Below are 26,924 nucleotides of genomic sequence, written 5' to 3' on the forward strand. Positions count from 1 at the left end.
CCTCCCGCTCGCTACTGCCCGAAGCCGGCCCGACGCAGCGCGTCCGCCATCGAGCCCGAGGCCGCCGGGCGGGCAGCACCGGACCCGCGCCCCTTCCGGCCCCCGCCACGGCCGTCGCGGGGGGACCCACCACGCGGCTTGCCACCGCCGCGCGGTGTGCCGCCACCCGGGCGCGCCGCGCCCGCGCCGACCTCGTCGTCGAGGCGCAGGGTGAGCGAGATGCGCTGACGCTCGAGGTCCACCTCGAAGACCTTCACCTTGACGACGTCGCCGGACTTGACGATCTGACGGGGATCGTCGACGAAGGTGCGCGACATGGCGGACACGTGCACGAGCCCATCCTGATGCACACCGACGTCGACGAACGCACCGAAGGCGGCGACGTTGGTGACGACACCTTCCAGAACCATGCCCGGCTTCAGGTGGGAGACCTTCTCGACACCCGCCGCGAAGGTCGCGGTCTTGAACTCGGGGCGCGGGTCGCGGCCCGGCTTGTCGAGCTCGGCGATGATGTCGGTGACGGTCGGAACGCCGAACCGCTCGTCGACGAAGCGCGCCGGATCGAGCTTCGTGAGCACCGCGGTGTTGCCGATCAGCTCGTCCACCGACTGTCCGGATTCGTCGAGGATGCGCCGCACCACGGGGTACGCCTCGGGGTGGACGGCGGACGCGTCGAGTGGGTCGTCGCCGCGGATGCGGAGGAAGCCGGCGCACTGCTCGAATGCCTTCGGCCCGAGACGGGGAACGTCGGACAGCGCGGCACGCGTGCGGAACGGTCCGTGCGCGTCACGGTGGCCGACGATGCTCTCGGCAAGAGACTGCGCGATACCCGACACGCGCGCGAGCAGCGGCACGGACGCGGTGTTGACGTCGACGCCGACCGCGTTGACGGCGTCCTCGACGACGGCACCGAGTGAACGCGCGAGCAGCGACTCGGACACGTCGTGCTGGTACTGCCCCACGCCGATCGACTTCGGGTCGATCTTGACGAGTTCGGCGAGGGGATCCTGCAGTCGACGGGCGATCGACACGGCACCGCGGATCGACACGTCGAGATCCGGCAGTTCGCGGGAGGCGTATTCGGATGCCGAGTACACCGACGCACCCGCTTCGGACACGACGATCTTGGTGAGCCCCGACGCGCCCGCCTTCTCGATCAGTTCGGTGGCGAGACGGTCGGTTTCGCGGGACGCCGTGCCGTTGCCGATCGCGACGAGTTCGACGCCGTGTGCCGCGACGAGCCGTGCGAGCGTCGCGAGGGACTGGTCCCACTTGCCGTGCGGCTGGTGCGGATAGATCGTGTCGTGCGCGACGACCTTGCCGGTGGCGTCGACGACGGCGACCTTCGTGCCGGTGCGATAGCCGGGGTCGAGGCCCATCGTGGCGCGTGTGCCCGCGGGCGCCGCGAGCAGCAGGTCCTCGAGATTCTTCGCGAAGACGGCGACCGCGTCGGCCTCGGCGGATTGCCGCAGCCGCATCCGGACGTCGATGCCGAGGGTGATCTGGAGCTTGGTGCGCCACGCCCAGCGGATGGTGTCGAGCAGCCAGCGATCGGCGGCGCGGCCACGGTCGGCGACGTCGAAGCGGTGTGCGATGCGCGTCTCGAAAACCGACGGCACTCCCTCTTCCGCCGATGCGTCGGGCACGAGCGTGAGCGCGAGGACTTCCTCCTTCTCGCCGCGCAGGAGCGCGAGGATGCGGTGCGAGGGCAGCTTCGTGAAGGGCTCGGAGAACTCGAAGTAGTCGGAGAACTTGGCGCCGTCGCTCTCCTTGCCCGCGCGGACCGTGGACACGATCTGCCCGCGCTGCCACATCAATTCACGCAGCTCACCCACCAGATCCGCGTCCTCGGCGAATCGTTCGACGAGGATCGCGCGGGCACCGTCGAGCTGCTCGTCGGTGTAGCCCGCCGGGTCCGTCGTCGGATCGGAGACCAGCGCGTCGGCGACCGGTTCGTGACCGGCTTCGCGCGCGATCTGGGCCTTCGTGCGCCGCTTCGGCTTGAACGGCAGGTAGATGTCCTCGAGCCGGGCCTTCGTGTCGGCGGACATGATGCGCGCACGCAGTTCGTCGTCGAGTTTGCCCTGACCGTCGATCGACGCGAGGATCGCATCGCGACGCTCGCCGAGTTCGCGCAGATACCGCAGACGCTCTTCGAGGGTGCGCAACTGGGCGTCGTCGAGACCGCCCGTCACCTCCTTGCGGTAGCGCGCGACGAAGGGCACGGTGGCGCCGCCGTCGAGCAGCGCGACCGCCGCGGCGACCTGGGCCTCTCGCACCTCGAGTTCGTCGGCGATGCGCTGATTCACTGTCTCGACACTCACGGCGCCCGACCCTACCGGTAGAGTCGGACCACAGGCTTCGTCGGCACGAACGCCGAAGACGATTTGCCGAGTGGGCCACCATGTTCCGCACGCACGCAGCACGGTCTCGGTCCCGGATGCAGCGCCCCCGCCCACCCGGGCAGTCGATTGCGCGCACTCTCTCCCTCCTGGTGTTCGCACTCGTCGCGGGGGTGGCCGTCGCCTCGTGCACACTTCCGGTCACGCCGGACGCGGCCGACGGCGCCTCGCCCACACCGTCGACCACGTCCGCGCCACTCGCCGAGCGCGTCGCAGCGGCCGATGCCTACGCGCGCGCCCGCCGTGCGGACGTGTCGATTGCACTTCTGGACCGCGCGACCGACGGCGCTGTGGAGGTCTCCGGTTCGTCGATCGACGTCCCGGTACCGTGCGCATCGATCGTGAAGGTCTTTCTCGCGGCGCAACTCCTGCACCTCGACGCGACCGGCGAGCGTCCGCTCTCCGCGGACGACGACGCCACGCTGTCGGCGATGCTCGAGTCGTCGGACGACGGCGCGGCGGGCACATACTGGACCGAACTGGGCCCGGACGCGGTGCGCGAGGTCGCGGACCGCTACGAACTCGCGCACACGACTCCCGCCTCGGGAGCCTCGTGGTGGAACACCGAGTCGACCGCAGGCGATCTCGTCCGGTTCTATCGCGGTGTCCTCGACGATGTCGACGGGCTCGGCGCCGCGCGCATCGACCGTTTCGTCGACCTGCTCGAGGGTTGGGCCGAGACGGCGAACGACGGCTACGACCAGGAATTCGGGATCGCGGCCGTGCTGACGTCGGCTCCGCGACACCATCCCGACGCGCGAGCCGTCGCGGTGAAACAAGGCTGGATGTGCTGCATCTCGGGGCGCTGGATCCACTGGTCGACCGGCATCGTCGGGCACGACGAGGACGGGCGCCCGGGCCGGTACGTGATCGCGGTCGCGTCGACCGAGGACGTGCAGTACCCGGACGGGGACGATCTGATGTGGTTTCCCGACACGTCGTACACCGACGCATCGGAGGACGACAGTGCGCGGCACGCCCGCGAGACCGTCACCGGAGTGGTGTCCACAGTGTTCCCGGGTGGTGCGGACGAGTGGAATCGATGACGTGCACTCACGCCTCGTAGCCGGGAGGCAGCAGGTCTGGCCTGCGTTCCGCGGTGCGCTCGAGCGCCCGCTCGCGGCGCCAGCGTGCGACCCGCGCGTGGTCGCCCGACAGCAGCACGTCCGGCACGTCCAGCCCACGCCACGACACGGGTCGCGTGTAGCTCGGGCCTTCGAGCAGTCCGTCGGAGAACGAGTCGTCGCGGTGCGACTGTTCGTTGCCGAGCACGCCCGGCAACAGCCGCACGACGGCCTCGGCCATCACGAGTACCGCGGCCTCGCCGCCGATCAGCACGTAGTCGCCGATGCTCACCTCTTCGACACGTACACGCGTCGCGGCATCGTCGAAGACGCGCTGGTCGATGCCTTCGTACCGGCCGCATGCGAAGACGAGATGGCGTTCACTCGCCCACCTCTGCGCGGTGGCCTGGGTGAACGGCACTCCGGCGGGCGTCGGCACGACCAGGACCGGGTCGGGGTCGCCGCCGAGCGGCAGCACGTCGTCGAGCGCGGGGCCCCACACGGCGGGCTTCATGACCATGCCCGGACCGCCGCCGTACGGGGAGTCGTCGACGGACTTGTGCACGTCGTGTGTCCAGTCGCGCAGGTCGTGGACCCCGACCGATACCAGGCCCTTGTCGATCGCCTTGCCGAGCAGCGCGACACGCAGCGGTTCGAGGTACTCGGGAAAGATCGTGACGACGTCGAGTCGCACTGTCACTCCCCGCCAGCAGCTTCGTCCGGGCCGTCGTCCGCCGGTTCGAAATCCGGATCGAGGAGTCCCGCGGGCGGATCGACCGTCACGAGGCCGTCCGCGATCGACACCGTGGGCACGATCGCGGTGACGAACGGCACGAGGACCTCGCGCGACGCGTCGCCGCTCGTGCGGATCGCGAGCAGTTCGCCTGCGCCGGTGTGCAACACCTCGCGCACCGTCCCGATCTCGGTGCCGTCGACGTGGACGGCACGCAGCCCTTCGAGTTCGTGGTCGTAGAACTCGTCGGGGTCGTCGGAGGCTTCGAGTTCGTTCGAGTCGACCACGAACAGAGTGCCGCGCAGCGCATCGGCCGTCGCACGATCGGACACACCGTGCAGACGCAGCAGAAGCCGCCCGGAGTGTTCCCGGGCGGCTTCCACCGTGTAGTCGTGCGTGACGGTCTCCCGCGGGCGACGTGCGTGCAGGACGGCACCGAGCGCGAACCGTTCGTCCGGCTCGTCGGTGCGGACCTCGACGACGATCTCGCCCTTGACGCCGTGCGACTTGGCGACGCGGCCGACCACCAGTTCCATCGTCGGCGGACCGTCAGCGGTCGGTGTCGACGACGTCGACGCGGATACCGCGGCCACCGATGCCGGTGACGAGGGTGCGCAGCGCCGTGGCGGTGCGACCGCCGCGGCCGATGACCTTGCCGAGATCGTCGGGGTTCACGTGGACCTCGACGGTGCGTCCGCGGCGTCCCGTGAGCATCTCGACGCGGACGTCGTCGGGATTGGCGACGATGCCGCGCACGAGGTGCTCGACCGCGTCGGCAACGACGGCGCTCACTTGTCGGCGGCCTCGGACTCCGCGGGAGCCTCGGCGTCGGCCGACGCCTCGGCCTCGTCGGCCTTGGCCTTCTTCTTCTTGGGCGTGACGGCCTCGGCGACCGGCTCGTTCTCGGCCTGCGCGAGGGCGGCGTTGAACAGGTCGAGCTTCGACGGCTTGGGCTCGGCCTTCTTGAGGGTGCCCTCGGCGCCCGGCAGACCCTTGAACTTCTGCCAGTCACCCGTGATCTTCAGCAGCTGCTCGACGGGCTCGGTGGGCTGTGCGCCCACACCCAGCCAGTACTGAGCGCGCTCGGAATCGATGTCGATGAGCGACGGCTCTTCCTTCGGGTGGTACTTGCCGATGGTCTCGATCGCGCGGCCGTTGCGGCGGGTGCGCGAGTCGGCGACGACCACGCGGTACTGCGGGTTGCGGATCTTGCCGAGGCGGGTGAGCTTGATCTTGACAGCCACTGCTGTTGTCTCCTTCGAGCGCGCAGTAATCTGCGCATGTCACGTGCAATTCAGCGAAGTGCCCGGATGGCACGACCGGTTTTGCCTCTCTCCTGTGACCGTCGCGCGGGCGTACCCGGCTGCGACGACAGCTCTCCATTCTGCCAGACGCCACCGCCGGAGCGGAAAACGACTGTTCAGGGCACCGGATGGAGGGCGCCGCGGAGCATCACCACTGCGGGCGCACGCAGCACGTCGGTGCCCCTGGGGTCGCCCCGGTAGAGCGTGAGATCGGCCGACTCCCCCGCGCGCAGGCTCGTGCAGCCGAGCCAGGATCGCGCGGCCCAGCTCGCGGCGCCGAGAGCGTCGGTGGCGTTGAGCCCGGCGCGGCGCAGTTCGTCGACCTCGTCGGCGATGCGGCCGTGTCGGATCGAGCCACCCGCGTCGGTGCCGGCGTAGATCGGCACCCCCGCGTCGTGGGCGGCGGCGATCGTGTCGTAGCGGCGTGTGTGCAGTGCGCGCATGTGTGCGGCGTACACCGGGAAGCGCGTCGCGGAGTCGGCGATCTCCGGGAAGGTCGCGATGTTGATCAACGTGGGTACCAGGGCGACGCCGCCGTCGACCATCGCCGCGATCGTGGTGTCGGTGAGCCCGGTGCCGTGCTCGATGCAGTCGATGCCCGCACCGAGCAAGCCGGGCAGCGCGTCCTCTCCGAACACGTGCGCGGTGACTCGCGCACCCTCGTCGTGCGCGGCCGCGATCGCGTCCTTCAGGATCGCGTCGCTCCACAGCGGCGTGAGGTCGCCGACGGCGCGATCGATCCAGTCGCCGACGAGCTTGACCCAGCCGTCCCCCGCACGCGCCTGCCTGCGGACCTCGTCGGGCAGCTGCGACTCGTCGTCGAGGTCGACGGGCAGGCCGCGGATGTAGCGTTTCGGCGCCGCGATGTGCCGGCCCGCGCGCACGATGCGCGGCAGGTCGGGGTGGTCGTCGACCATGCGGTTGTCGACCGGTGAGCCGGCATCGCGCAGCAACAGCACACCGGCATCGCGTTCGATGCGCGCCTGCTCGAGCAGGCCCTCGGTACTTTCACCACCACCTCCGCCGAACCGGATGCCGACGTGGCAGTGCGCGTCGACCAGCCCGGGCAGGATCCACGTGTCGTCGATCGTGCCGCCGACGTCCAGGCTGCGAGCACCGGCGACCGGCTCGTCGACGATGCGGCCGCCGTCGGTCCAGAACTCGATCGGTTCGCCGTCGGGCAGTGCCCGCCCGCGCACGTGCCATGCAGCCACGGCACGCGTCGCCGAGACGCTCACGTCCGCCGCCTACTTCTTGGGCAGCTTGAGCTTCGACAGATCGAGACCTTCGAGCCCGGGCGGCAGTTCGTCGAGGCCCTTCGGCATCTGCGACAGGTCGGGCATGCCCGCGGGCATGCCGCCGGGCAGTCCACCGGGGAAACCGCCCTTGATCTTCGGCGGGGTCGGTCCGCGGCCACCCTTCTTGCCCTTCTTGCCCTTCTTGCCGCGCTGGTTCTTGCGGGAACCGGGCATACCCATACGGCCTGCCATCGCCGACATCATCTTGCGGGCCTCGAAGAACCTGTCGACGAGTTGGTTGACATCGGACACCTTGACGCCCGAACCGTTCGCGATGCGCAGCCGGCGCGACGCGTTGATCATCTTCGGGTTCGCGCGCTCCTCCGGGGTCATACCCCGGATGATCGCCTGCACCCGGTCGAGTTGCTTCTCGTCGACGTTCGCGAGGGCGTCCTTCATCTGACCCGCGCCGGGCAGCATGCCCAGCAGGTTGCCGATCGGACCCATCTTGCGGACCGCCATCATCTGCTCGAGGAAATCCTCGAGGGTGAGCTCGCCCGCACCGATCTTGCGGGCCGTCTTCTCGGCTTCCTTCTCGTCGAAGACCTGCTCGGCCTGCTCGATGAGGCTCAGGACGTCGCCCATGCCGAGGATGCGGCTCGCCATGCGGTCGGGGTGGAAGACGTCGAAGTCCTCGAGCTTCTCGCCGGACGACGCGAACAGGATCGGCTCGCCGGTCACCTCGCGGACGCTGAGCGCGGCGCCACCGCGCGCGTCGCCGTCGAGCTTGGTGAGCACGACGCCGGTGAACCCGACGCCCTCACGGAACGCCTCCGCGGTGCTCACTGCGTCCTGGCCGATCATCGCGTCGAGCACGAACAGCGTCTCGTCGGGCTGCACCGCGTCGCGGATACCCGCGGCCTGCTGCATGAGTTCCTGGTCGATGCCGAGGCGACCCGCGGTGTCGACGACGACGACGTCGTACTGCTTCGTGCGCGCTTCCTCGACGCCTGCACGGGCCACTTCGACGGGGTCGGCGGCGGTGACGCCGAGTTCGTTGTCGCCACCACCCACGGACGTGCCCGGGTGCGGCGCGAACACAGCCGCGCCTGCGCGCTCGCCGACGATCTTCAGCTGCTGCACGGCGCCCGGCCGCTGCAGGTCGCACGCGACGAGCAGAGGCGTGTGCCCCTGCGCGGTCAGCCACTGGGCGAGCTTGCCCGCGAGGGTGGTCTTACCCGAGCCCTGCAGACCGGCGAGCATGACGACGGTGGGCGGATTCTTCGCGAACCGCAGCCGCCGCGTCTCACCGCCGAGGATCCCGACGAGTTCCTCGTTGACGATCTTGACGACCTGTTGAGCGGGATTGAGGGCCGCCGACACCTCGGCGCCCTTCGCACGTTCCTTGATGCGCGCCACGAAGGCCCGCACGACCGGCAGCGCGACGTCCGCTTCGAGCAGCGCAAGCCGGATCTCGCGCGCGGTCGAGTCGATGTCGGCGTCCGACAGGCGGCCCTTGCCGCGGAGATCCTTGAGCGCTCCGTTCAACCGGTCGGAAAGGGATTCGAACACCGAGTGCGCTCCTGAGGTCGTTCGGATGTGGCCTGGATGCGAGTGCACGAGCAGTACACCCGCATCCAGGGTAACCGTCCACGGCGCCGCTCTCCGTGTCGAGTCCGGCGCGACGTCAGTCGGCGGTGTCGGCCTGCTTCGCCGGGGCCGGGCGCGGCACGACGGCCAGCACCGCGTTCTCGACCTGTTCCCGGGTGGCGCGCGAATCCCCCGACCCGAGGTCGAGGCAGAACGCGTCGACGACCGACGCGCCGCGCGTGGTGACACGCGCCCACCGGATGTCGGCGCCGACGCTCTCGAGCGCGCTCGCGAGTCTCGAGAGCAGGCCGACGCGATCCTCCGCGCGCAGCTCGAGGATCACCTCGTCGGGGGCGTCGGTCTCCCACCACAACACGCGCGGCGGCGCGGTCGCGTACAGCACGGGCACCGCGTCGACGCGATCCTCGCCGACCTGCACCGCACGGCTCTCGCGCACCTCGCTCTCGCGCACCTCGCTCTCGCGCGCGTCGAGAGCCGCCGCGACGTCGAGATCGCCGCCGTTCGCGCGGACGAGTTCCTGCCGCAGCAGACCGGCCTGCGGTGGTGTGCCGAAGCGCGGCGACACCACGAAGGTGTCGACGGCCGAGCCCGCGTACGCCGCGAGCGACGCCGACAGCACGCGCAGCCCGTGCATCGCGAGGACGCCCGCTTCGCGGGACAACAGGCCGGGCCCGTCGGGCGCGATCATCGTGACCCTCCAGGTGTGCGGGCTGTCGGCAGGCACGAGCGTCACGTGCACCCCGCCGCGTTCGGCGAGCTCGCGGTGTTCGTCCGCGACGAGCGCCGGTTCGGGTAGCGGTTCGCCTGCCATCACCATGCGGCAGCGGCGGACGAGTTCGCCGATGAGAGTCGATTTCCAGTCGCCCCACACTCCGGGGCCGGTGGCGAGCGAGTCGGCCTCGGCGAGTGCGTGCAGCAATTCGAGCAGCGTCGAATCGCCGCCGACGGCGTCGACGACACGTTGGACCGTGGCCGGGTCGTCGAGATCGCGCCGTGTCGCGGTTTCCGGAAGCAGTAGATGGTGGCGCACCATCGCCGCCAGCACGTCGACGTCGGACGGCCACAGGCCCATCCGCCTGCCGATGTGGGTCGCGAGTTCGGCACCGACCACACTGTGGTCGCCGCCGCGACCCTTGCCGATGTCGTGCAGCAGCGCCCCGAGGACGAGCAGGTCGGGCCGCGACACCCGGGTGGTGAACGCACTCGCGTACGCGGCGGTCTCGACGAGATGGCGGTCGACCGTCCACGTGTGCACGGCGTCTCGGGGCGGCAGATCGCGGATGGCGCCCCATTCGGGGAGCAGCCTGCCCCACAGCCCCGTGCGGTCGAGCGCCTCGACGACGGACACCGCGCGATGACCCGATCCGAGGAGCACCAGCAGCTCGTCGAGCGCATCCTTCGGCCACGGTTCACGCAGTTCGGGAGCGTTGTCGGCGAGCCGGCCGAGGGTGGATGCCGAGATGGGCAGCGACGTCTGTGCCGACACCGCGGCGACGCGGGTGACGAGTGCGGGGTCCTTCTTCGGGCGTGCGTCGCGGGCGAGGACGACCTCGCCCGCGTGTTCGACGACGCCCTCGTCGAGCGGGCGGCGCACCGGCGCACGACGCAAGCGTGCCAGGCCACGGCGCGGGATCGCGTTCGCCGCCGTCCGGATGCCGACCTCGACCGAATAGCTGACGGTGCGCGCCGAATCGCTGAGCGTGCGGGCGAGATCGAATCGGTCGCCGATGCGCAGGGCGGCGCCGATCTCGTCGGCGTCCTGTGCGCGCAGCTGGTCGCGTGCACGGCCGGCGACGCGATGCAGTTCGGTGCGCACGTCGAGCAACCGCCGATGTGCGAACGCGAGGCCGCCGCCCGGGGTGTCGGGACCGAGGCCCGGCGCGCTGTCGGTGAGCTGCGCGATGGACAGGGCGCCGAGCAACTGGATGTCGCGGAGACCGCCGCGACCGCTCTTGAGATCCGGCTCGGCACGGTGCGCGATCTCGCCGCTCCGCGCCCAGCGGGCCTCGGTCTGTTCGATGAGGTCGTCGAACCGGTACCGGATGTCGGTGCGCCACTGCCGCTGCACGCCGCTGATCAGCAGGTTGGTCAGTTCGACGTCGCCCGCGATGTGCCGGGCCTCGAGCATCCCGAGCGACGCCGGGACGTCGGACGCGGCGACCTGCAGTGCCTGCGCGATGCTGCGGACGCTGTGGTCGAGCTTGATGTGTGCGTCCCACAGCGGGTACCACAGTCGGTCGGCGAGTTCGGACACGACGGCGACGTCCATGTCGTCGTGCAGCAGCACGAGATCGAGATCCGAGTACGGCAGCAGCTCGCGTCTGCCGAGCCCACCCACGGCGACCAACGCGAACCCGCAATCCGGCTTGATGCCGAGCTCGTTCGCCTTCGTCGTCAGCCAGAACTCGTGCAGATCGACGAGCGCGTGCCGCAGGGCAGGCGCGTCGAGCCTGCGTGAGCCCTTCGCTCCGCCGTCGAGCAACTGGGTCCGTGCCCGCGCGAGGTCTGCCGCGGCGCCGCCACCGGACGGGCCCGGCCCCGGCCCGGCGGCGTGTGCCACCGGACCGGGGCCGGGCGTGCCGGACGCTCGCGCTGCGGAACTCGTGCGACCGGACTCGGTGTGTCCTTCGTCAGAGGGCATCCGCGCCGCGTTCCCCGGTACGGACCCGGACGACCGACTCGATCGGCGACACCCACACCTTGCCGTCGCCGATCTTTCCGGTCCGGGCCGCGTCGACGATCACCTCGACGACCTTGTCGACCGCCGCGTCGTCGACGACGACCTCGACGCGCACCTTCGGCACGAAGTCGACGGAGTACTCGGCCCCGCGGTAGACCTCGGTGTGACCCTTCTGACGCCCGTACCCCTGGACCTCACTGACGGTCATCCCCAGCACGTCCGCCTGTTCGAGGCCTGACTTGACGTCTTCGAGCGTGAACGGCTTGACGATTGCCGTGACCAGCTTCATTTTCCGTGTCCTTCCAGAGCTATCGGATCGATCGATACCGGTTGAGGATCAGTGGCTCGAGGCTCATTCTCCACGAACCCTGCAGGCGGAAACGACTCACGCGAGGTCGTACGCCGTTTCGGCGTGTTCCGATTCGTCGATCCCGCGGCTCTCCGCCTCCTTGGACACGCGCCAGCCGAGCGGCTTGAGAGCGAACGCGATGATCGCGGTGAGAATCGCGGTGAACAGGAGCGCCGCGATCGCGATCACGATCTGGACCACCAGTTGCTTGTAGTCGCCGCCGTAGAACAGGCCGGTCTCGGTGGCGAAGAAACCGATGCCGACCGTGCCCCACAGGCCTGCCACGAGGTGCACGCCGACGACGTCGAGCGAGTCGTCGTACCCGAAGCGGAACTTCAGTCCGACCGCGAGCGCCGACAGGATGCCTGCGATCACGCCGAGGAAGATCGACCCGACAGGGTTGAGTGCACCCGCGGCGGGCGTGATCGCCACCAGGCCCGCGACGGCGCCGGACGCGGCACCGAGGCTCGTGGCGTGACCGTCCCGGATACGTTCCGTGAGCAGCCAGCCCAGAATCGCGGCGGCCGTCGCGGTGGTGGTGTTGACCCACGCGAGGCCTGCACTGCCGTCGGCCGCGAACGCCGAGCCCGCATTGAAGCCGAACCAGCCGAACCACAGCAGCGCCGCACCGAGCATCACGAACGGCAGGTTGTGCGGGCGGAACGCCGTCTTGCCGAAGCCGAGACGCTTGCCGACCACGAGAGCGAGCACGAACGCCGCCATGCCGGCATTGATGTGGACGACGGTGCCGCCCGCGAAGTCGATCGGTTCGACGGCGGCCGTGAGTCCACCTTCGCCGTCGTCGGTGGTGCCGAACATCTTCGCTGCGAGCCCGTCCTCGGAGCCCGACAGCAGGCCGCCGCCCCACACCATGTGGGCGAGCGGGAAGTACACGAGGGTGACCCACACACCGGAGAAGATCATCCAGGTGCTGAACTTGACGCGCTCGGCGAGCGCGCCGCTGATGAGCGCGGTCGTGATGATCGCGAAGGTGGTCTGGAACGCGATGTCGATGACATTTGGGTAGCCGAACGCGCCTGCCACGAAGTTGCCGTCGTCGTCGACGATCGAGTCCTTCAGGCCGAAGAGTTCGAAGGGGTTCGCGAAGATGCCGCCGATGTCCTGGGTGCCGTAGGACATCGACCAGCCCCACAGCACGTAGATCACGGCGATCACGGCCATCGCGCCGAACGACATCATCATCATGTTCAGCACGGACTTCGAGCGGGACATGCCGCCGTAGAAGAAGGCCAGGCCAGGGGTCATCAGCAACACGAGCGAAGACGCCATCAGCATCCACGCCGCGTTGCCCGAGTTGGCCAACAGATCGTCGGGGCTCACTAGTTTCCTCCTTGTCACGCGCCGGTGTGCACGTCGTCAAGGAGAAGGGTGGATTCACGGTGTTTCCGCTGTGGCACTGTGCTGTTTCGCGCGTGTGAACGAACCTGGCGCAATTGTTGCGAGTGAGTTTCACCAGGCCGTTTCCGCCGCGCGGACGGCTGTGCGCGGGTCCGGGACGCCGCTCGACGCCCCGGACCCGCGGGACACTCAGCCGAGGAGCGCGTCGACGAACGCCTCGGGTTCGAAGGGCGCCAGATCGTCCGCGCCCTCGCCGAGCCCCACGAGCTTGACCGGCACACCGAGCTCGTGCTGCACCTGGAACACGATGCCGCCCTTCGCGGTTCCGTCGAGCTTGGTCAACACCACACCGGTGATGTCGACGACCTCGGCGAACACACGCGCCTGCGCGAGACCGTTCTGGCCGATCGTCGCGTCGAGGACGAGCAGCACGTCGTCGACCGACGCCTTCTTCTCGATGACGCGCTTGACCTTGCCGAGCTCGTCCATGAGTCCCGTCTTGGTGTGCAGCCGGCCTGCCGTGTCGACGAGCACGACGTCGACACCCTCGTCGATCCCGGTCGACACCGAGTCGAACGCGACGGCGGCGGGGTCGGCGCCTTCCTTGCCCCGCACGACGGTGGCACCGACTCGTTCGGCCCACGTCTGCAACTGGTCCGCAGCGGCAGCGCGGAAGGTGTCGGCCGCACCCAGCACGACGCGTCGCCCGTCGGCGACGAGCACGCGGGCGAGCTTGCCCGTCGTGGTCGTCTTGCCGGTGCCGTTGACGCCCACGACCAGCAGCACCGCGGGGTGGTCGTCGTGCGGCAGTGCCCGCACCGACCGGTCGAGTTCGGGCCGCAGTTCGTCCACGAGTACCTCGCGCAACAGTTCGCGTGCCTGCGCCTCGCTGCGCACACTGCGCGACGCCATCTCGCGGCGCAACCGTTCGACGACCTTCGTGGTGGTCGCGGTGCCGAGGTCGGCGATCAGCAGAGTGTCCTCGACCTCTTCCCACGAGTCCTCGTCGAGGTCGCCGCCGCCGAGCAGACCGAGCAGGCTCTTGCCCACCGCGTTCTGCGAGCGCGACAGCCTGCCGCGCAGCCGTTCGAGCCTGCCTGCCGTCGGTGCGATCTCCTCGACCGGCGAGGGCGCGGGCGCCGCAGGCGCAGGCGCCTCGGCGGCGGGGGCCGCAGGAGCCTCCGGCGCGGCATCCGTCTCGGGTTCTGCTTCAGGGGTGACCGTTTCGGGCTCGATCGTTTCGGGCTCCGCGGTCTCCGACTCAGCGGTCTCCGACTCAGCGGCCTCCGGCTCAGCGGTCTCCGGCTCGACCGTTTCCGGCTCGGCCTCGGGCTCCACCGTGTCGGGCGCGACAGCGTCGGGTTCGGCGGTCTCCGGCTCCGCTGCTTCGGGCTCGGGCTCGACCGGCGTCGGGGTGGGCTCGGCGGGCGGCACGACGGGGGGAACCGTCGGCGGCGCGGGCGCGCGCGTGACCGGCTCCTTGGGCGCGGTGGCGGTGCCCTGACTGAACGTGAAGCCGCCACCGGCCTGATAACTGCCCGATCGATCCTCACGCTCCTCGAGCTGCGGTTTCTCGGGCGCGGTCAACGAGATGCGACGCCGCCGGTACAGCACGAGTCCGACGACGAGCGCGACGACGACGACCGCCAGAACGGCGGCCAGTGCAATCCAGGCTCCAGTAGTCACCGTGCCATTGTTTCAGGCGCGGGCGGGCGGGCACCGATCAGTTCGGTACGGCGACCATGTCGTGACCGCGCAGGCGCTGCGAGATGACGGTGGTGATGCCGTCGCCGCGCATGCTCACGCCGTACAGCGCGTCGGCCACCTCCATCGTCGGCTTCTGGTGCGTGATGACGATGAGCTGCGACTTCTCGCGCAGTTGCTCGAACAGGCTGATGAGCCGGCGCAGGTTCGTGTCGTCGAGAGCGGCCTCGACTTCGTCCATGACGTAGAAGGGCGACGGCCGGGCACGGAAGATCGCGACGAGCATCGCGACCGCGGTGAGCGATTTCTCGCCACCCGACAGCAGCGAGAGCCGCTTGACCTTCTTGCCCGGCGGCCGGGCCTCGACCTCGATACCGGTGGTGAGCATGTCCGACGGGTCGGTGAGCACGAGCCTGCCCTCGCCGCCCGGGAACAGCGTGTCGAAGACCTGCGTGAACTCGCGCTCGACGTCCTCGTAGGCGTCGGTGAACAGTTGCAGGATGCGCGCATCGACCTCGGCGACCACGTCGAGGAGATCCTTGCGGGCTGTCTTGACGTCCTCGAGCTGCGTCGACAGGAAGTTGTAGCGCTCCTCGAGAGCCGCGAACTCCTCGAGTGCGAGCGGGTTGACCTTGCCGAGTGCCGCGAGATCCTTCTCGGCCCGCTTGGCACGTCGCTCCTGGGTGGCCCGGTCGTAGGGCACCGAGGCGGGGCGCACGACCTGCTCGCCGCGCTCCTTGGCCTGCTCGTACTCGTCGATCTCGAGCTGCGACGGCGGCAGCGGCACGTCCGGCCCGTACTCGGCGACGAGATCGTCGACGGCGAGACCGTGCTGCTCGAGGACGGACTCCTCGAGTTGCTCGATGCGGGTGGCGGCCTGCGTACGGGCGATCTCGTCGCGGTGCACGGCATCGGTGAGCGAGGCGAGTTGACCGGTCAGATCGCGCACCTGCTGCCGCGACGCATCGAGCGCGGAGACGCACTCGGTGCGTCGTGCGGCGAGCGCGTCGCGGTGCGCCATCGCCTCGTCCACGACGGCGGCGAGCCGTCGGGCGACGTGGGTGCCCGCCTCGGCGACGGCCGCGGCCACGGCGGCGGCGTGCTTGCGGGAACGGCGTGCGCGCTCGGCCCGCGCCCGCGCGTCGCGCTCGGCGCTCGCGGCGCGGCGCAGCGCGTCGGCCTTGCCGCGCACCGCCTCGGCACGCTCTTCCGCGGTGCGGACGGCGAGGCGCGCTTCGACCTCCACCGCGCGCACCTCCGTGACCGCCGCGGCGGCGGCTTCGCGTTCGCGCTGCGACACATCCGAACCACCGGTGTCGTCGCCGGATCCCGAGTCGGCCTCCGCGAGCGCGAGCCGCTCCTCGAGCTCGGCCAGTTGCGCGAGCGTGTCGGTGCGGTTGGCCTCGGCGCGTGCGCGTTGCGCCACGAGGCGCTCGGACTCGGCATTCGCCGTGCGCGCGGCCTGACCGAGCCTGCCGAGTTGCTCGTAGACCGCGGAGATCGCGGCGTCCGATTCGTTGAGTGCCGCAAGCGCTTCGTCCGCACTCTCCTGTCGCGCATCGCGTTCGGTGATCGCGCCGGACAGCGCGGCGGACAGCTCTTCGGCTCGCCGTTCGGCGCGCGCGAGGTCACGCTGCGACGCCTCGACAGCCGCCTGCACCTCGAGCGTGCTGGGCGCGCGACCCGAACCGCCTGTGCGCCAGCCGTATCCGACGACATCGCCTGCACGCGTGACGGCACGCAGATGTGGATGGGCAGCCACGACGGCCTCGGCGGAGACGGCGTCCTCCACGACGACGATGCCGCCGAGCAGTGCGGACAGTGCGGGACGCAGTTCGGCAGCAGCCTCGACGACGTCGAGCACCGCGCGGGCCCCCTCCGGGACACGGATCGGCGCGACATCGCCCGGCGCGGGATGCACGATCGCGGCGCGCCCGCCGTCGACCTCGACGAGCGCGTCGACCGCGGCGCGGGCGGAATCGAGCGACTCCCCCACCACCGCCTCCGCTGCCGGGCCGAGCGCCGCCGTGACCGCGGCCTCGTAGCCCTCGTCGACCCGGATGCGGTCGGCGAATGTGCCCGTGATCCCCGCTCCCGCACGGTGTTCGAGCAGCCAGCCCACCGCGTCGCGGCGGTCGAGCGTCAACGCGAGTGCTTCGATCCGGGCACGCAGCGACGCGACCTCCTGGCCCGCCGCCTTCTCGTCCCGCTCGAGTTCCGCGACACGCACGACGGCGTGTTCGAGCGCTGCGGCCGCACGCTCGTGGTGCGAGTCGAGACCCAGCTCGCCCGCGTCGAGTTCGCCGATGCTGCCCTGCACCTCCTCGAACTCGCGTTGCGCATGTTCACCACGCGTGCGGGCGTCCTCGACGGCGGCCTCGAGCCTGGCGACCTCGGTGTCGATCGAGTCGATGCGCGCCCGAAGGGTGTCGACCTGACCGGACAAGCGCGCCACGCCTTCCCGCCGGTCGGCGACCGCGCGCACGGCGGCCATGTGGGCCCGTTCGGCCTCGGCGGCCGCCTCTTCGTTCGCGGCCAGCTGTTCGCGCGCTGCGTCGAGAGTCGCGCGCGCGATCTCGACGCCCTCGGCGAGTTCGAGTTCCTCGTGCGCGAGTCGTTCGGCGCGCGCCTCCATCTGGTCCGGATCCTCGCCACGCGGCCGTTCGGGCTCGGCGTCGAGATGACGCGCGCGTTCGGACGCGATGCGGACCGTCGCGTCGACGCGTTCGGCGAGTGCCGACAGCCGGAACCAGGTCTGTGCCGCGGACTCCGCACCGGGTTCGAGCCGTGCGAGTTCCTGTTCGTGCCTGCCGAGCTCGAGGTTCGCGGCGTCGACCGCGGCGGCGACGACGTCGTAGCGCTCGCGCGCGGCTTTCTCGTCGCGGATCTGCGCTTCGAGTTCGGCGCGCTTGGTGACGACGTCGTCTGCGGCGAGCCGCAGACGCGCGTCGCGCAGATCGGCCTGCACTGTCTGCGCGCGCCGGGCGACTTCCGCCTGCCTGCCGAGCGGCTTGAGCTGGCGACGCAGCTCGGAGGTGAGGTCGGTGAGGCGGGCGAGGTTCGCCTGCATCGAGTCGAGCTTGCGCACCGCCTTTTCCTTGCGTTTGCGGTGTTTGAGCACGCCCGCAGCTTCCTCGACGAAGGCGCGGCGATCCTCGGGCCGCGACTCGAGAATCGCCGACAGGCGCCCTTGGCCGACGATCACGTGCATCTCGCGGCCGATACCCGAGTCACTGAGCAGTTCCTGGACGTCCATCAGCCGGCACGTGCTGCCGTTGATCTCGTATTCGCCCGCGCCGTCGCGGAACATCCGGCGGGTGACGGACACCTCGGCGTAGTCGATCGGGAGCGCGCCGTCGGAGTTGTCGATCGTGAGGGTGACCTCAGCGCGGCCGAGCGGCGGCCGGCCCGCGGTGCCGGCGAAGATGACGTCCTCCATCTTGCCGCCGCGCAGCGCCTTCGCGCCCTGCTCGCCCATGACCCACGTGAGCGCGTCGACGACATTCGACTTGCCCGACCCGTTGGGGCCGACGACGCACGTGATGCCGGGCTCGAACCGGAGAGTCGTCGCGGACGCGAAGGACTTGAAGCCCTTGAGCGTCAGACTCTTGAGGTGCATGACGACAAACCTTACCGTCGCGTCACCGCTCGACGAACCCGCTCAGATCCCCGCGTGGCGCGTCGCGGCTGTCGACCACCAGTTCGACCCGCCCGGGAGTCTCCCCCGAGCGCAGGTGCGCGAGCAATGCGTCGAGCGCGGTGGGCGGGCCCTCCGCGACGACGAGGACACGACGATCCCGCTGGTTCGACGCGTAACCCACGAGTCCCAGCTCGAGGGCGCGGGCGCGCGTCCACCACCGGAAACCGACGCCCTGCACGTGGCCGTGCACCCACGCGGTGAGCCGCTCGCGCGGCTCGCTCACGACTCGCGCTCGACCGTGAGCGACACCTTCGTCCCGGCCTTCAACGTGCGTCCCACGGTGCACACCTTGTCGACCGAACGCTCGACGAGGGCGACGAGCCGCTCCTGGGCGTCGGCGTCGAGTTCGCTGAGATCGAGCTCGAGCACCTCCTCGAGATGGGGGTAGACCTCGTTGTCGCGGTCCGCCGCGCCGGAGACACGGACGGTCGCGTCGTAGTTGTCGCCGAGCCTGCGCGACAGCGCGAAATCGCTGCTCATGCCGGTGCACGCGGCGAGGGCGATCTTGAGCAGCTCGCCGGGCGTGAACACGCCGTCGACGGATTCGGACCCGATGCGCACCTCGGCGCCGCGCGAGCTGCGCCCGGTGTAGAGGCGCGTGCCGGTGCGCTCGACCCACAGCGACGTGCCGGGAGCGGGAGAACTTTCAGTCATGCCGCAATTGTGCCACCGCGGCGGTACAGGCCCGCAGGTCGTGCCGTAGTGGGCGTTCGATCACCGCGTGCGCGTCGACCTCGGCGCGGGCTGACACTTCGGACAGCTGAACGACGAGCGATTCATGAACTGCTGACGCCGGATCGGGGCGCCACATCGCGGGCACGGCTCGCCTTCGCGCCCATAGGCGTTCAGCGAGCGCTCGAAATACCCGGACTCGCCGTTGACGTCGACGTACAACGCATCGAAGCTGGTGCCCCCTTGCCCGAGGGCTTCCTGCATGACGTCGTGGGCCGCCGCGAGCACTCTCCGCAGCACGGGACGGGTGAGCGTGTCGGTAAGCCGGTTGCCGTGGACCTTCGCCCGCCACAGCGCTTCGTCGGCGTAGATGTTGCCGATCCCCGAGACGACCGTCTGGTCGAGCAGTGCGCGTTTGATCTCGGTGTGCTTGCGCCGCAACACCTCGACGACGGCCTCGGCGTCGAAGCGCGGATCCATCGGGTCCCGCGCGATGTGCGCGACCGAGTCGGGCAGCGCGGTGCCGTCGACGTCGACGAGGGGCGCGAGCGCCCAGCCGCCGAACGTGCGCTGGTCGACGAAGCGCAGTTCGGTGCCCGGGGCCAGGTGTGCTCCGTCCAGCCGGGCGCGGATCCGCAGATGCTTCTCGTCGGGCGCGGCTGCGGGCTGCACCAGCATCTGGCCGCTCATCCCGAGGTGGACGACGAGCGCGAGGTGCGCGGGCTCGAGCACGAGCCACAGGTACTTGCCGCGGCGATCGGCTGCTGCGACGCGCTGGCCGACGACCTGCGCCGCGAGATCGTGGGCACCGGGGACGTGACGGCGGACGGCACGCGGATGCAGGACGTCGATGCCGGTGACGGTGGCACCGAGGACGTGCCGTTCGAGACCGCGCCGGACGACCTCGACCTCGGGAAGTTCGGGCAATGTGCGCCTATGCGCTGTCCGGAACGCCGGCCTCGCCGCCCGACAGCGCGTTCCACGCGGTGCTGGCGGCCTTCTGCTCGGCTTCCTTCTTGGTGCGGCCGATGCCGATGCCGAGCGGTTCGCCGCCCACGAGGACCGTGGCGGTGAACTCCTTGTCGTGATCCGGGCCGGTCGCGGTGATCTCGTACACCGGGACCCCCAGCGACCGTTCGGCGGTGAGTTCCTGCAGGCTCGTCTTCCAGTCGAGGCCGGCGCCGAGGCGCGGGCCGCGCTGCAGCAGATCGCTGAACAGCCGCATGACGACCTCGCGCGCGGTGTCGATGCCGTGCTGGAGGTGGACGGCGCCGAGGAGGGATTCCATGCCGTCGGCGAGGATGCTCGCCTTGTCGCGACCACCCGTCATCTCCTCGCCCTTGCCGAGCAGCAGATGCGCGCCGAGCCCACCCGCACCGAGCGTGCGTGCCACCTCGGCGAGCGCGTGCATGTTGACGATGCTCGCGCGGATCTTGGCGAGTTCGCCCTCGGGCTTGTCGGGATGCGACAGGTAGAGCTTTTCGGTGATGGTGAGGCCGAGCACCGAGTCGCCGAGGAACTCGAGGCGCTCGTTGGTGGGCAGGCCGCCGTGCTCGTACGCGTACGAGCGGTGGGTGAGTGCCAACACGAGCAGCTCACGATCGAGGGGAACGCCGAGAGCGGCGAGGAGCGACGCGTGGTCCTCCTCGCCGCTGCCGGGCGAATTGCTGCTGGTGTCGGTCACGATGGTCGAACTCAGACCGCTGCGGTGACCTGGCGACCCTTGTAGGTACCGCATGCCGGGCACGCGACGTGCGGGAGCTTCTTCTCACCGCAGCCACGGTTGGGGCACGTGACGAGGGTGGGCGCAGTGGTCTTCCACTGGCTGCGACGCGACCGGGTGTTGGACCGCGACATTCTGCGCTTCGGGACAGCCACTTCTACTTCTCCTCGGGATTCGAATCGTTCTTGTCGCCGGCATCGGAGCCGGCGGCGGCATCCAGGCCGAACTTGGCCGCGAGACCAGCCCAGCGAGGATCCAGTATGTCATGCCCGTGCCCGGGTTCGGCAATCGCCAGGCGAACACCGCACTCGGGGCACAGTCCGAGGCAGTCCTCGGAACACAGCGGCTGGAACGGAAGTGCCAGCCCGACGGCGTCCACGATCACCGGTTCGAGGTCGATCGTGTCGTCCTCGACGAGGTACACCTCGCCCTCCTCGGTGGTGGCTTCCGTCTCGCTGTCGCGGTAGGCGAACAGCTCGGTGACCGGGAGACTCACGTTCCCCTCGAACGGCTCGAGGCATCGCGAGCACTCCCCCGTCGTGTCGGCCTCGACGGTGCCGGTGACGAGCACACCTTCCGACACGGCTTCGAGCCGGAGGTCGAGGTCGATGTCGGCCCCCTCGTCGATCGCGACCATCTCGGCACCGATCCGGCGCGGCGACGGCACCACGCGGTGCTCGGCGCGCATCGATCCCGGACGCCGTCCCAGTTCGGACGTGTCCAGTACGAAACCGGCGGCCGTCTCGGGACGCCGACTGCGATGGGTGCTCAACGGGCTCGCTTTCGATCGGGGTTGGACGCCTGCCCAGCCGAAGGGCGGAACAGGTGCAGGAACCGTGCCCATGAGGGCAACCACCCCACGATACGCCACGGGCGCACACGCCCTCAAACGGTTGCGCGCGCCGTCACACACCTGCCGGCTAGTGCCGACGGTCGGCGCGGCCGTAGTCGGGTACGCCCGCCCCGGTGCGCAACTGCTGACGGCCACGCCCGACCGAGCGAACCGTGGTGTCGAGGAACTCCTCGAACTCGGCGAGCTTCGAGTCGACGTACAGGTCGCATTCCGAGCGCAGGCGATCCGACTCGGCGTGCGCGGCATCGATCACACGCGCGGACTCGGCGTGCGCCGACTGCACGACCTCCGTCTGCGACACGAGCCGCTCGCGTTCGGCCACACCCTCGGCGACGGAGCGGTCGTACGCGGCCTTGCCGGACTCGATCATCCGGTCGGCGTCGTCGCGCGCACGCGACGTGACGGTGTCGTACTCGCGGCGAGCGTCGGCGACGGTGCTTTCGGCCTCCTCCTGTGCGTCGGCCTCGAGCTCCTCGGCGTGGGCACGCGCCTCCGCGACCATGCGGTCGGCTTGCGCCTTGGCGTCGGCAAGGAGGCGGTCGGCGTCCTCACGCGCGGTGTCGACGAGGTCCCGGGCCTCCGTCGAGGCGGACGACAGCGTGCTCTCGGCGGTCGCCCGCGCGTCGCCGACGAGCTTGTCGCGGTGGTCGAGCACGTCCTGTGCGTCGTCGAGTTCACCCGGAATGGCGTCACGCACGTCGTCGAGGAGTTCGAGGACGTCGCCGCGCGGGACGACGCAGCTCGCGGTCATCGGCACGCCACGCGCTTCCTCGACGATCGCCACGAGCTCGTCGAGAGCTTCGAATACGCGGTACACGGCAAACCCCAATCCTCGGACGAGGGCCGCGCACGGGACGTGCCCCGGCCGTCGTCGCATGTCGTTCGACTTCTCAAGTCTGCACGACGTCGCAGCACAAGTGTGGTGGGCACGGCCGGTGTGTCGGCGAGCGCACCGTCACACCCGACGGGCCCGCACGGTGCCGCGTCAGGCGGGGCCGGCCGCCTTCGCCGCCTCGGCCCGCTCACTCAGCCGCGCGAGGAGCTTGGTGTGCACACTCTCCGGAAGCATGCCCGCGACGTCGCCACCGAACGTCGCCACTTCCTTGACGAGCGAACTCGACAAGTAGCTCAGTGCGGGATTCGTCGCAAGGAACAGCGTGTCGACACCGGTGAGCTTCTGGTTCATCTGCGCCATCTGCAACTCGTAGTCGAAGTCGTTGGCGCCGCGCAGCCCCTTGACGATCGCGGAGACACCTTCCTGCCGCGCGAAGTCGACGAGCAATCCGTGCCATGCCGCGACGCGGACGTTCGGCAGCGCCGCCGTCGCCTCCTCGATCATCGCGATGCGTTCGTCGACCGAGAACAGACCCTGCTTTTTCTTGTTGATCATGACGGTGACGATCACGTCGTCGAACTGTGCTGCGGCACGGGTGATCACGTCGAGGTGACCATTCGTGACGGGGTCGAACGATCCGGGACACACGGCGCCTGTCATGGTGCGAGACCGTAGCAGGTGGCGAATTCGACTCGCGTCTCCCCGTACTTCTTGGTGCGGTCCGCTTCGTAGCCGGGCGGCCATTCCGTTTCGGGCGAACGCGTCGACCGCTCGACCACGACGACGGTGCCGTCCCCTACCCAACCGTTGTCGCGCAACGCCGCGAGCATCCGGTCGATGTCGTCCGCGGGGACGGCATAAGGCGGGTCCGCGAGCACGAGATCGTATTCGCGGTCGGCCCGCCCGCCGGTGACCGCGGCGACCGACGCGGTGCGCACCGACGCGCCGGGCAGGTCGACCGCCGCGATGTTGCGCGACACCGTCTTCGCGGCACGTGCGTCCGACTCGACGAGGACCACGTGCGCGGCACCGCGCGAGAGGGCTTCGAGGCCGAGGGCGCCCGACCCGGCGTACAGGTCGAGCACCGCCGCACCGTCGAGATCGAGCCTGCTCTCGATCGCGCTGAACATCGCTTCGCGCACACGGTCGGAGGTGGGTCTGGTGCCGCTCGGCGGCACCTCGAGCCTCCGACCGCGTGCGCGACCCGCGACGATACGGGTCATCAGTTGATCTCGAGCAACAGATCCGCGCCCTCGACCTGCTGGACCGATCCGATCGCGAGGCGCGTGACGGTGCCGCCGCGTGGTGCGGTGATGGCGGCTTCCATCTTCATCGCTTCGATGGTGGCGATGGTGTCGCCTTCGGTGACGGTGTCGCCCTCGGCGACGGTGAGGGTGACGACGCCCGCGAAGGGGGCGCCGACATGTGCGGGGTTGGTGCGGTCGGCCTTCTCGGCGGCGGGAACGTCGGACGCGATCGCGCGGTCGCGCACGGCGGTGGGCCGCAACTGGCCGTTGAGGATGCACATGACGGTGCGGTAGCCGCGCTCGTCGGGATCGGACACCGCTTCGAGTCCGATGAGCAACTCGACGCCCTTCGCCAGACGCACCCGATGCTCTTCACCCTGGCGCAGTCCGTAGAAGAACTGGTTCGCCGACAACAGCGAGGTGTCTCCGTACCGGTCGCGATGGTCCTCGAATTCCTGTGTGGGCCCGGGGAACAACAGCCGGTTGAGCGTCGCGCGCCGGGTGCGTGAGTCGCTCTCGGCCGACAGTGCCTTCTCGTCCTCGCCGGTGAGGGTCTGTTCGGGCTTGGCCGGGCCGCGGCCTTCGAGGGCGCGGGAGCGCAGCGGTTCGGGCCAGCCGCCCGCGGGTTCGCCGAGTTCGCCGCGCAGGAACCCGATCACCGAGTCGGGGATGTCGTAGCGGCGCGGGTTCGCCTCGAACTCGGCCGCCGAGACCCCGGCACCGACCAGGGCGAGGGCGAGGTCGCCGACGACCTTCGACGACGGCGTCACCTTGATCAGGTGGCCGAGCATGCGGTCGGCCGCCGCATACGCGGCTTCGACGTCCTCGAACCGGTTGCCCAGGCCGAGGGCGATGGCCTGTTGGCGCAGGTTCGACAGCTGTCCGCCGGGGATCTCGTGGGTGTAGACGCGCCCGGTGGGGGCCGGGACACCGGACTCGAACGGCGCGTACACCTTGCGCAACGCCTCCCAGTACGGTTCGAGATCGCACACCGCCTGCAGGTCGAGGCCGGTGTCGCGGTCGGTGTGCGCGGCGGCGGCGACTATCGCGGACAGTGCGGGCTGGCTGGTGGTGCCCGCGAGCGGGGCCGACGCGCCGTCGACGGCGTCGGCACCGGCCTGCCACGCGGCGAGGTAGGTGGCGAGCTGACCGCCGGGGGTGTCGTGGGTGTGCACGTGCACCGGCAGATCGAAGTTGCTCTTGAGCGCGGACACCAGGCGGGTGGCGGCGGGTGCCCGGAGCAGTCCGGCCATGTCCTTGATCGCGAGGACGTGCGCGCCCGCGTCGACGATCTGTTCGGCCAGACGCAGGTAGTAGTCGAGGGTGTAGAGATCTTCGTTCGGGTCGGTCAGATCGCCGGTGTAGGACAGGGCGACCTCGGCGACCGTGGTGCCGGTCTCGCGGACGGCGTCGATCGCGGGCCGCATCTGGTCGACATTGTTGAGGGCGTCGAAGATGCGGAAGATGTCGATGCCGGTGGCGGCGGCCTCGGCGACGAACGCGGACGTGACCTGCTGCGGATACGGGGTGTAGCCGACGGTGTTGCGGCCACGCAGCAGCATCTGCAGGCAGATGTTCGGTACCGCCTCACGCAGCGCCGCGAGCCGCTCCCACGGGTCTTCCTTCAAAAAGCGCAGCGCGACGTCGTAGGTGGCGCCGCCCCAGCATTCGAGCGAGAGCAACTCGGGGGTGGTGCGCGCGACGTACGGGGCGACGGCAACCAGGCCCGAGGTGCGCACGCGGGTGGCGAGCAGCGACTGGTGCGCGTCGCGGAAGGTGGTGTCGGTGACCGCGAGGGCGGACTGCTCACGCAGCGCGGCCGCGAACCCGTCCGGCCCGAGCGTCAGCAGCCGTTGCCGCGACCCGTCCGGCGGCGGCGTCGACAAATCGACAGTGGGGAGCTTGTCGTGCGGATAGACCGTCGACGCACGCTCACCGTGCGGCTTGTTGACCGTGACGTCGGCGAGATACTCGAGGATCTTCGTGCCCCGATCGGCCGACGAGCGCAGCGTGAGCAGACCCGGCCGCTGCTCGATGAACGACGTCGTGACGTCTCCTGCGCGGAAGTCCGGGTCGTCGAGCACCGCTTGCAGGAACGGGATGTTCGTCGACACACCACGGATGCGGAACTCGGTGACCGCGCGCTTGGCGCGCGCGACCGCCGCCTCGAGATCGCGGCCGCGGCACGTGAGCTTGACCAGCATCGAATCGAAATGCGCACTGACCTCGGCGCCGACGCTCGTGCCGCCGTCGAGCCGCACCCCAGCCCCGCCCGGGGTGCGGTAACCGGTGATCCGGCCCGTGTCGGGACGGAACCCGTTCGCAGGATCCTCGGTCGTGATCCGGCACTGCAGCGCGGCACCACGAATCGACACCGACTCCTGCGACAGACCCAGCTCCGTCAGGCTCGCACCCGCCGCGATCCGCATCTGCGACTGCACCAGGTCGACGTCGGTGATCTCCTCGGTCACCGTGTGCTCGACCTGGATCCGCGGGTTCATCTCGATGAACACGTGATTGCCGTGCGCATCGAGGAGGAACTCGACCGTGCCCGCACACGAGTACCCGATCTGCCGCGCGAACGCCACCGCGTCGGCGCAGATCCGCTCCCGCAACTCCGGATCCAGATTCGGTGCCGGCGCGAGCTCGATCACCTTCTGGTGCCGACGCTGTACCGAACAGTCCCGCTCGAACAGATGCATCACATCGCCGTGCGTGTCCGCGAGGATCTGCACCTCGATATGACGCGGATCGACCACCGCCTGCTCGAGGAACACCGTCGGATCCCCGAACGCCGACTCCGCCTCCCGCGACGCCGCCTCGATCGCCTCCCGCAACAGCGCATGCTCGGCCACGCGACGCATACCCCGCCCACCGCCACCGGCGACGGCCTTGACGAACACCGGGAACTGCATCTCCCGCGCGACCTCGACGAGATGATCGACATCGGCCGACGGCTCACTCGACGCGAGCACCGGCAGCCCCGCGGCCTTCGCCGCCGCGATCGCCCGCGCCTTGTTCCCGGTCAGCTCGAGCACCTCCGCCGACGGACCGACGAACGTGATCCCCGCCGCCGCACACGCCGCCGCGAGATCCGGATTCTCCGACAAGAACCCGTATCCCGGATAAACCGCGTCCGCACCGGCACGCTGCGCCGCCGCGACGATCTCGTCGACCGACAGATACGCCCGGACCGGATGCCCCTCCTCACCGATCTGGTACGCCTCGTCGGCCTTGAGCCGATGCACGGAATTACGGTCCTCGTAGGGATACACCGCGACCGTTCCGGCGCCCAGTTCGTACGCGGCACGGAACGCTCGGATCGCGATCTCGCCACGGTTGGCGACGAGAACCTTCGAGAACATGGTCGGCGCGGTGGCGCCGGCGAGAACGTCTGCTGTAGGCATTCCTGAAATCTACCGTGTCGCCGATCACTCCAGGACGGTGCGT

23 protein-coding genes are annotated in these 26,924 nt (G+C 70.0%); 1 reads left to right on the forward strand and 22 read right to left on the reverse strand.

Annotated elements, in window-relative coordinates:
* Positions 1–11: 11 nt before the first annotated feature.
* Positions 12–2,324 carry a Tex family protein gene (locus HCA44_RS01935; protein WP_169646817.1) on the reverse strand — a complete coding sequence of 771 codons (2,313 nt, stop codon included), beginning with the start codon at positions 2,322–2,324 and terminating at the stop codon, positions 12–14.
* Positions 2,325–2,440: 116 nt separating this feature from the next.
* On the opposite strand from HCA44_RS01935, the gene HCA44_RS01940 reads away from it, so the two are divergent.
* A complete protein-coding gene (locus tag HCA44_RS01940) occupies positions 2,441–3,448 on the forward strand; it encodes a hypothetical protein (RefSeq protein ID WP_240945222.1) in 1,008 nt (335 codons plus the stop codon).
* A 7-nt stretch (positions 3,449–3,455) separates the two neighbouring features.
* Here HCA44_RS01940 and trmD read toward each other — a convergent pair whose 3' ends face one another.
* The 21 genes from trmD to HCA44_RS02045 form a co-directional block, all read right to left on the reverse strand.
* A complete protein-coding gene (gene trmD / locus HCA44_RS01945) occupies positions 3,456–4,160 on the reverse strand; it encodes a tRNA (guanosine(37)-N1)-methyltransferase TrmD (RefSeq protein WP_169646818.1) in 705 nt (234 codons plus the stop codon).
* A 2-nt stretch (positions 4,161–4,162) separates the two neighbouring features.
* The gene (gene rimM / locus HCA44_RS01950) at positions 4,163–4,735 is read right to left on the reverse strand and encodes a ribosome maturation factor RimM (protein ID WP_169646819.1); all 573 of its coding nucleotides are present in this window, start codon (positions 4,733–4,735) and stop codon (positions 4,163–4,165) included.
* 13 nt (positions 4,736–4,748) lie between these two features.
* On the reverse strand, positions 4,749–4,991 hold the full coding sequence (locus HCA44_RS01955; protein ID WP_169646820.1) for an RNA-binding protein: 243 nt from the start codon (positions 4,989–4,991) through the stop codon (positions 4,749–4,751).
* On the reverse strand, positions 4,988–5,443 hold the full coding sequence (rpsP, locus tag HCA44_RS01960; RefSeq protein WP_169646821.1) for a 30S ribosomal protein S16: 456 nt from the start codon (positions 5,441–5,443) through the stop codon (positions 4,988–4,990). The genes HCA44_RS01955 and rpsP overlap by 4 nt, the downstream gene beginning before the upstream one ends.
* A 176-nt stretch (positions 5,444–5,619) precedes the next feature.
* Positions 5,620–6,717, reverse strand: a complete 1,098-nt coding sequence (locus tag HCA44_RS01965; protein ID WP_169646921.1) for an amidohydrolase family protein — start codon at positions 6,715–6,717, stop codon at positions 5,620–5,622.
* A gap of 33 nt (positions 6,718–6,750) precedes the next feature.
* The gene (gene ffh, locus HCA44_RS01970) at positions 6,751–8,313 is read right to left on the reverse strand and encodes a signal recognition particle protein (protein ID WP_169646822.1); all 1,563 of its coding nucleotides are present in this window, start codon (positions 8,311–8,313) and stop codon (positions 6,751–6,753) included.
* A 115-nt stretch (positions 8,314–8,428) separates the two neighbouring features.
* Positions 8,429–10,993 carry a [protein-PII] uridylyltransferase gene (locus HCA44_RS01975; protein ID WP_169646823.1) on the reverse strand — a complete coding sequence of 855 codons (2,565 nt, stop codon included), beginning with the start codon at positions 10,991–10,993 and terminating at the stop codon, positions 8,429–8,431.
* Positions 10,983–11,321 (reverse strand): P-II family nitrogen regulator, encoded by a 339-nt coding sequence (locus HCA44_RS01980; protein WP_169646824.1) that lies wholly within the window; start codon positions 11,319–11,321, stop codon positions 10,983–10,985. The genes HCA44_RS01975 and HCA44_RS01980 overlap by 11 nt, the downstream gene beginning before the upstream one ends.
* A gap of 96 nt (positions 11,322–11,417) precedes the next feature.
* On the reverse strand, positions 11,418–12,722 hold the full coding sequence (locus HCA44_RS01985) for an ammonium transporter (RefSeq protein ID WP_346764522.1): 1,305 nt from the start codon (positions 12,720–12,722) through the stop codon (positions 11,418–11,420).
* Positions 12,723–12,929: 207 nt separating this feature from the next.
* Entirely contained in the window at positions 12,930–14,426 is a 1,497-nt protein-coding gene (gene ftsY / locus HCA44_RS01990) for a signal recognition particle-docking protein FtsY (protein ID WP_169646825.1), read from the reverse strand.
* Positions 14,427–14,463: 37 nt separating this feature from the next.
* Complete coding sequence (gene smc / locus HCA44_RS01995; protein ID WP_169646826.1) at positions 14,464–18,063, reverse strand: chromosome segregation protein SMC; 3,600 nt, start codon at positions 18,061–18,063, stop codon at positions 14,464–14,466.
* Between the two features lie 22 nt (positions 18,064–18,085).
* On the reverse strand, positions 18,086–18,367 hold the full coding sequence (locus HCA44_RS02000; protein WP_169646827.1) for an acylphosphatase: 282 nt from the start codon (positions 18,365–18,367) through the stop codon (positions 18,086–18,088).
* On the reverse strand, positions 18,364–18,798 hold the full coding sequence (locus HCA44_RS02005) for an OsmC family protein (RefSeq protein ID WP_169646828.1): 435 nt from the start codon (positions 18,796–18,798) through the stop codon (positions 18,364–18,366). Before HCA44_RS02005 ends, HCA44_RS02000 begins: the two co-directional genes overlap by 4 nt.
* Before the next feature lie 60 nt (positions 18,799–18,858).
* Positions 18,859–19,743: a bifunctional DNA-formamidopyrimidine glycosylase/DNA-(apurinic or apyrimidinic site) lyase gene (gene mutM, locus HCA44_RS02010; protein WP_169646829.1), complete on the reverse strand. Its 885-nt coding sequence runs from the start codon at positions 19,741–19,743 to the stop codon at positions 18,859–18,861.
* A gap of 7 nt (positions 19,744–19,750) precedes the next feature.
* Positions 19,751–20,500, reverse strand: coding sequence for a ribonuclease III (gene rnc, locus HCA44_RS02015; RefSeq protein ID WP_346764523.1), 750 nt, complete (start codon positions 20,498–20,500; stop codon positions 19,751–19,753).
* A gap of 11 nt (positions 20,501–20,511) precedes the next feature.
* On the reverse strand, positions 20,512–20,694 hold the full coding sequence (gene rpmF / locus HCA44_RS02020) for a 50S ribosomal protein L32 (RefSeq protein WP_169646831.1): 183 nt from the start codon (positions 20,692–20,694) through the stop codon (positions 20,512–20,514).
* A 2-nt stretch (positions 20,695–20,696) separates the two neighbouring features.
* Positions 20,697–21,311, reverse strand: coding sequence for a DUF177 domain-containing protein (locus HCA44_RS02025; RefSeq protein WP_240945223.1), 615 nt, complete (start codon positions 21,309–21,311; stop codon positions 20,697–20,699).
* A gap of 148 nt (positions 21,312–21,459) precedes the next feature.
* Positions 21,460–22,209 carry a DivIVA domain-containing protein gene (locus HCA44_RS02030; RefSeq protein ID WP_169646833.1) on the reverse strand — a complete coding sequence of 250 codons (750 nt, stop codon included), beginning with the start codon at positions 22,207–22,209 and terminating at the stop codon, positions 21,460–21,462.
* 168 nt (positions 22,210–22,377) lie between these two features.
* Positions 22,378–22,887, reverse strand: a complete 510-nt coding sequence (gene coaD / locus HCA44_RS02035) for a pantetheine-phosphate adenylyltransferase (RefSeq protein WP_169646834.1) — start codon at positions 22,885–22,887, stop codon at positions 22,378–22,380.
* Positions 22,884–23,450 carry a 16S rRNA (guanine(966)-N(2))-methyltransferase RsmD gene (gene rsmD / locus HCA44_RS02040; protein ID WP_169646835.1) on the reverse strand — a complete coding sequence of 189 codons (567 nt, stop codon included), beginning with the start codon at positions 23,448–23,450 and terminating at the stop codon, positions 22,884–22,886. Before rsmD ends, coaD begins: the two co-directional genes overlap by 4 nt.
* Positions 23,450–26,839: a pyruvate carboxylase gene (locus HCA44_RS02045; protein WP_169646923.1), complete on the reverse strand. Its 3,390-nt coding sequence runs from the start codon at positions 26,837–26,839 to the stop codon at positions 23,450–23,452. Before HCA44_RS02045 ends, rsmD begins: the two co-directional genes overlap by 1 nt.
* Positions 26,840–26,924 lie beyond the last annotated feature (85 nt).

The sequence above is a fragment of the Rhodococcus sp. HNM0569 genome, from assembly GCF_012726205.1.
GTDB lineage: Bacteria > Actinomycetota > Actinomycetes > Mycobacteriales > Mycobacteriaceae > Rhodococcus_F.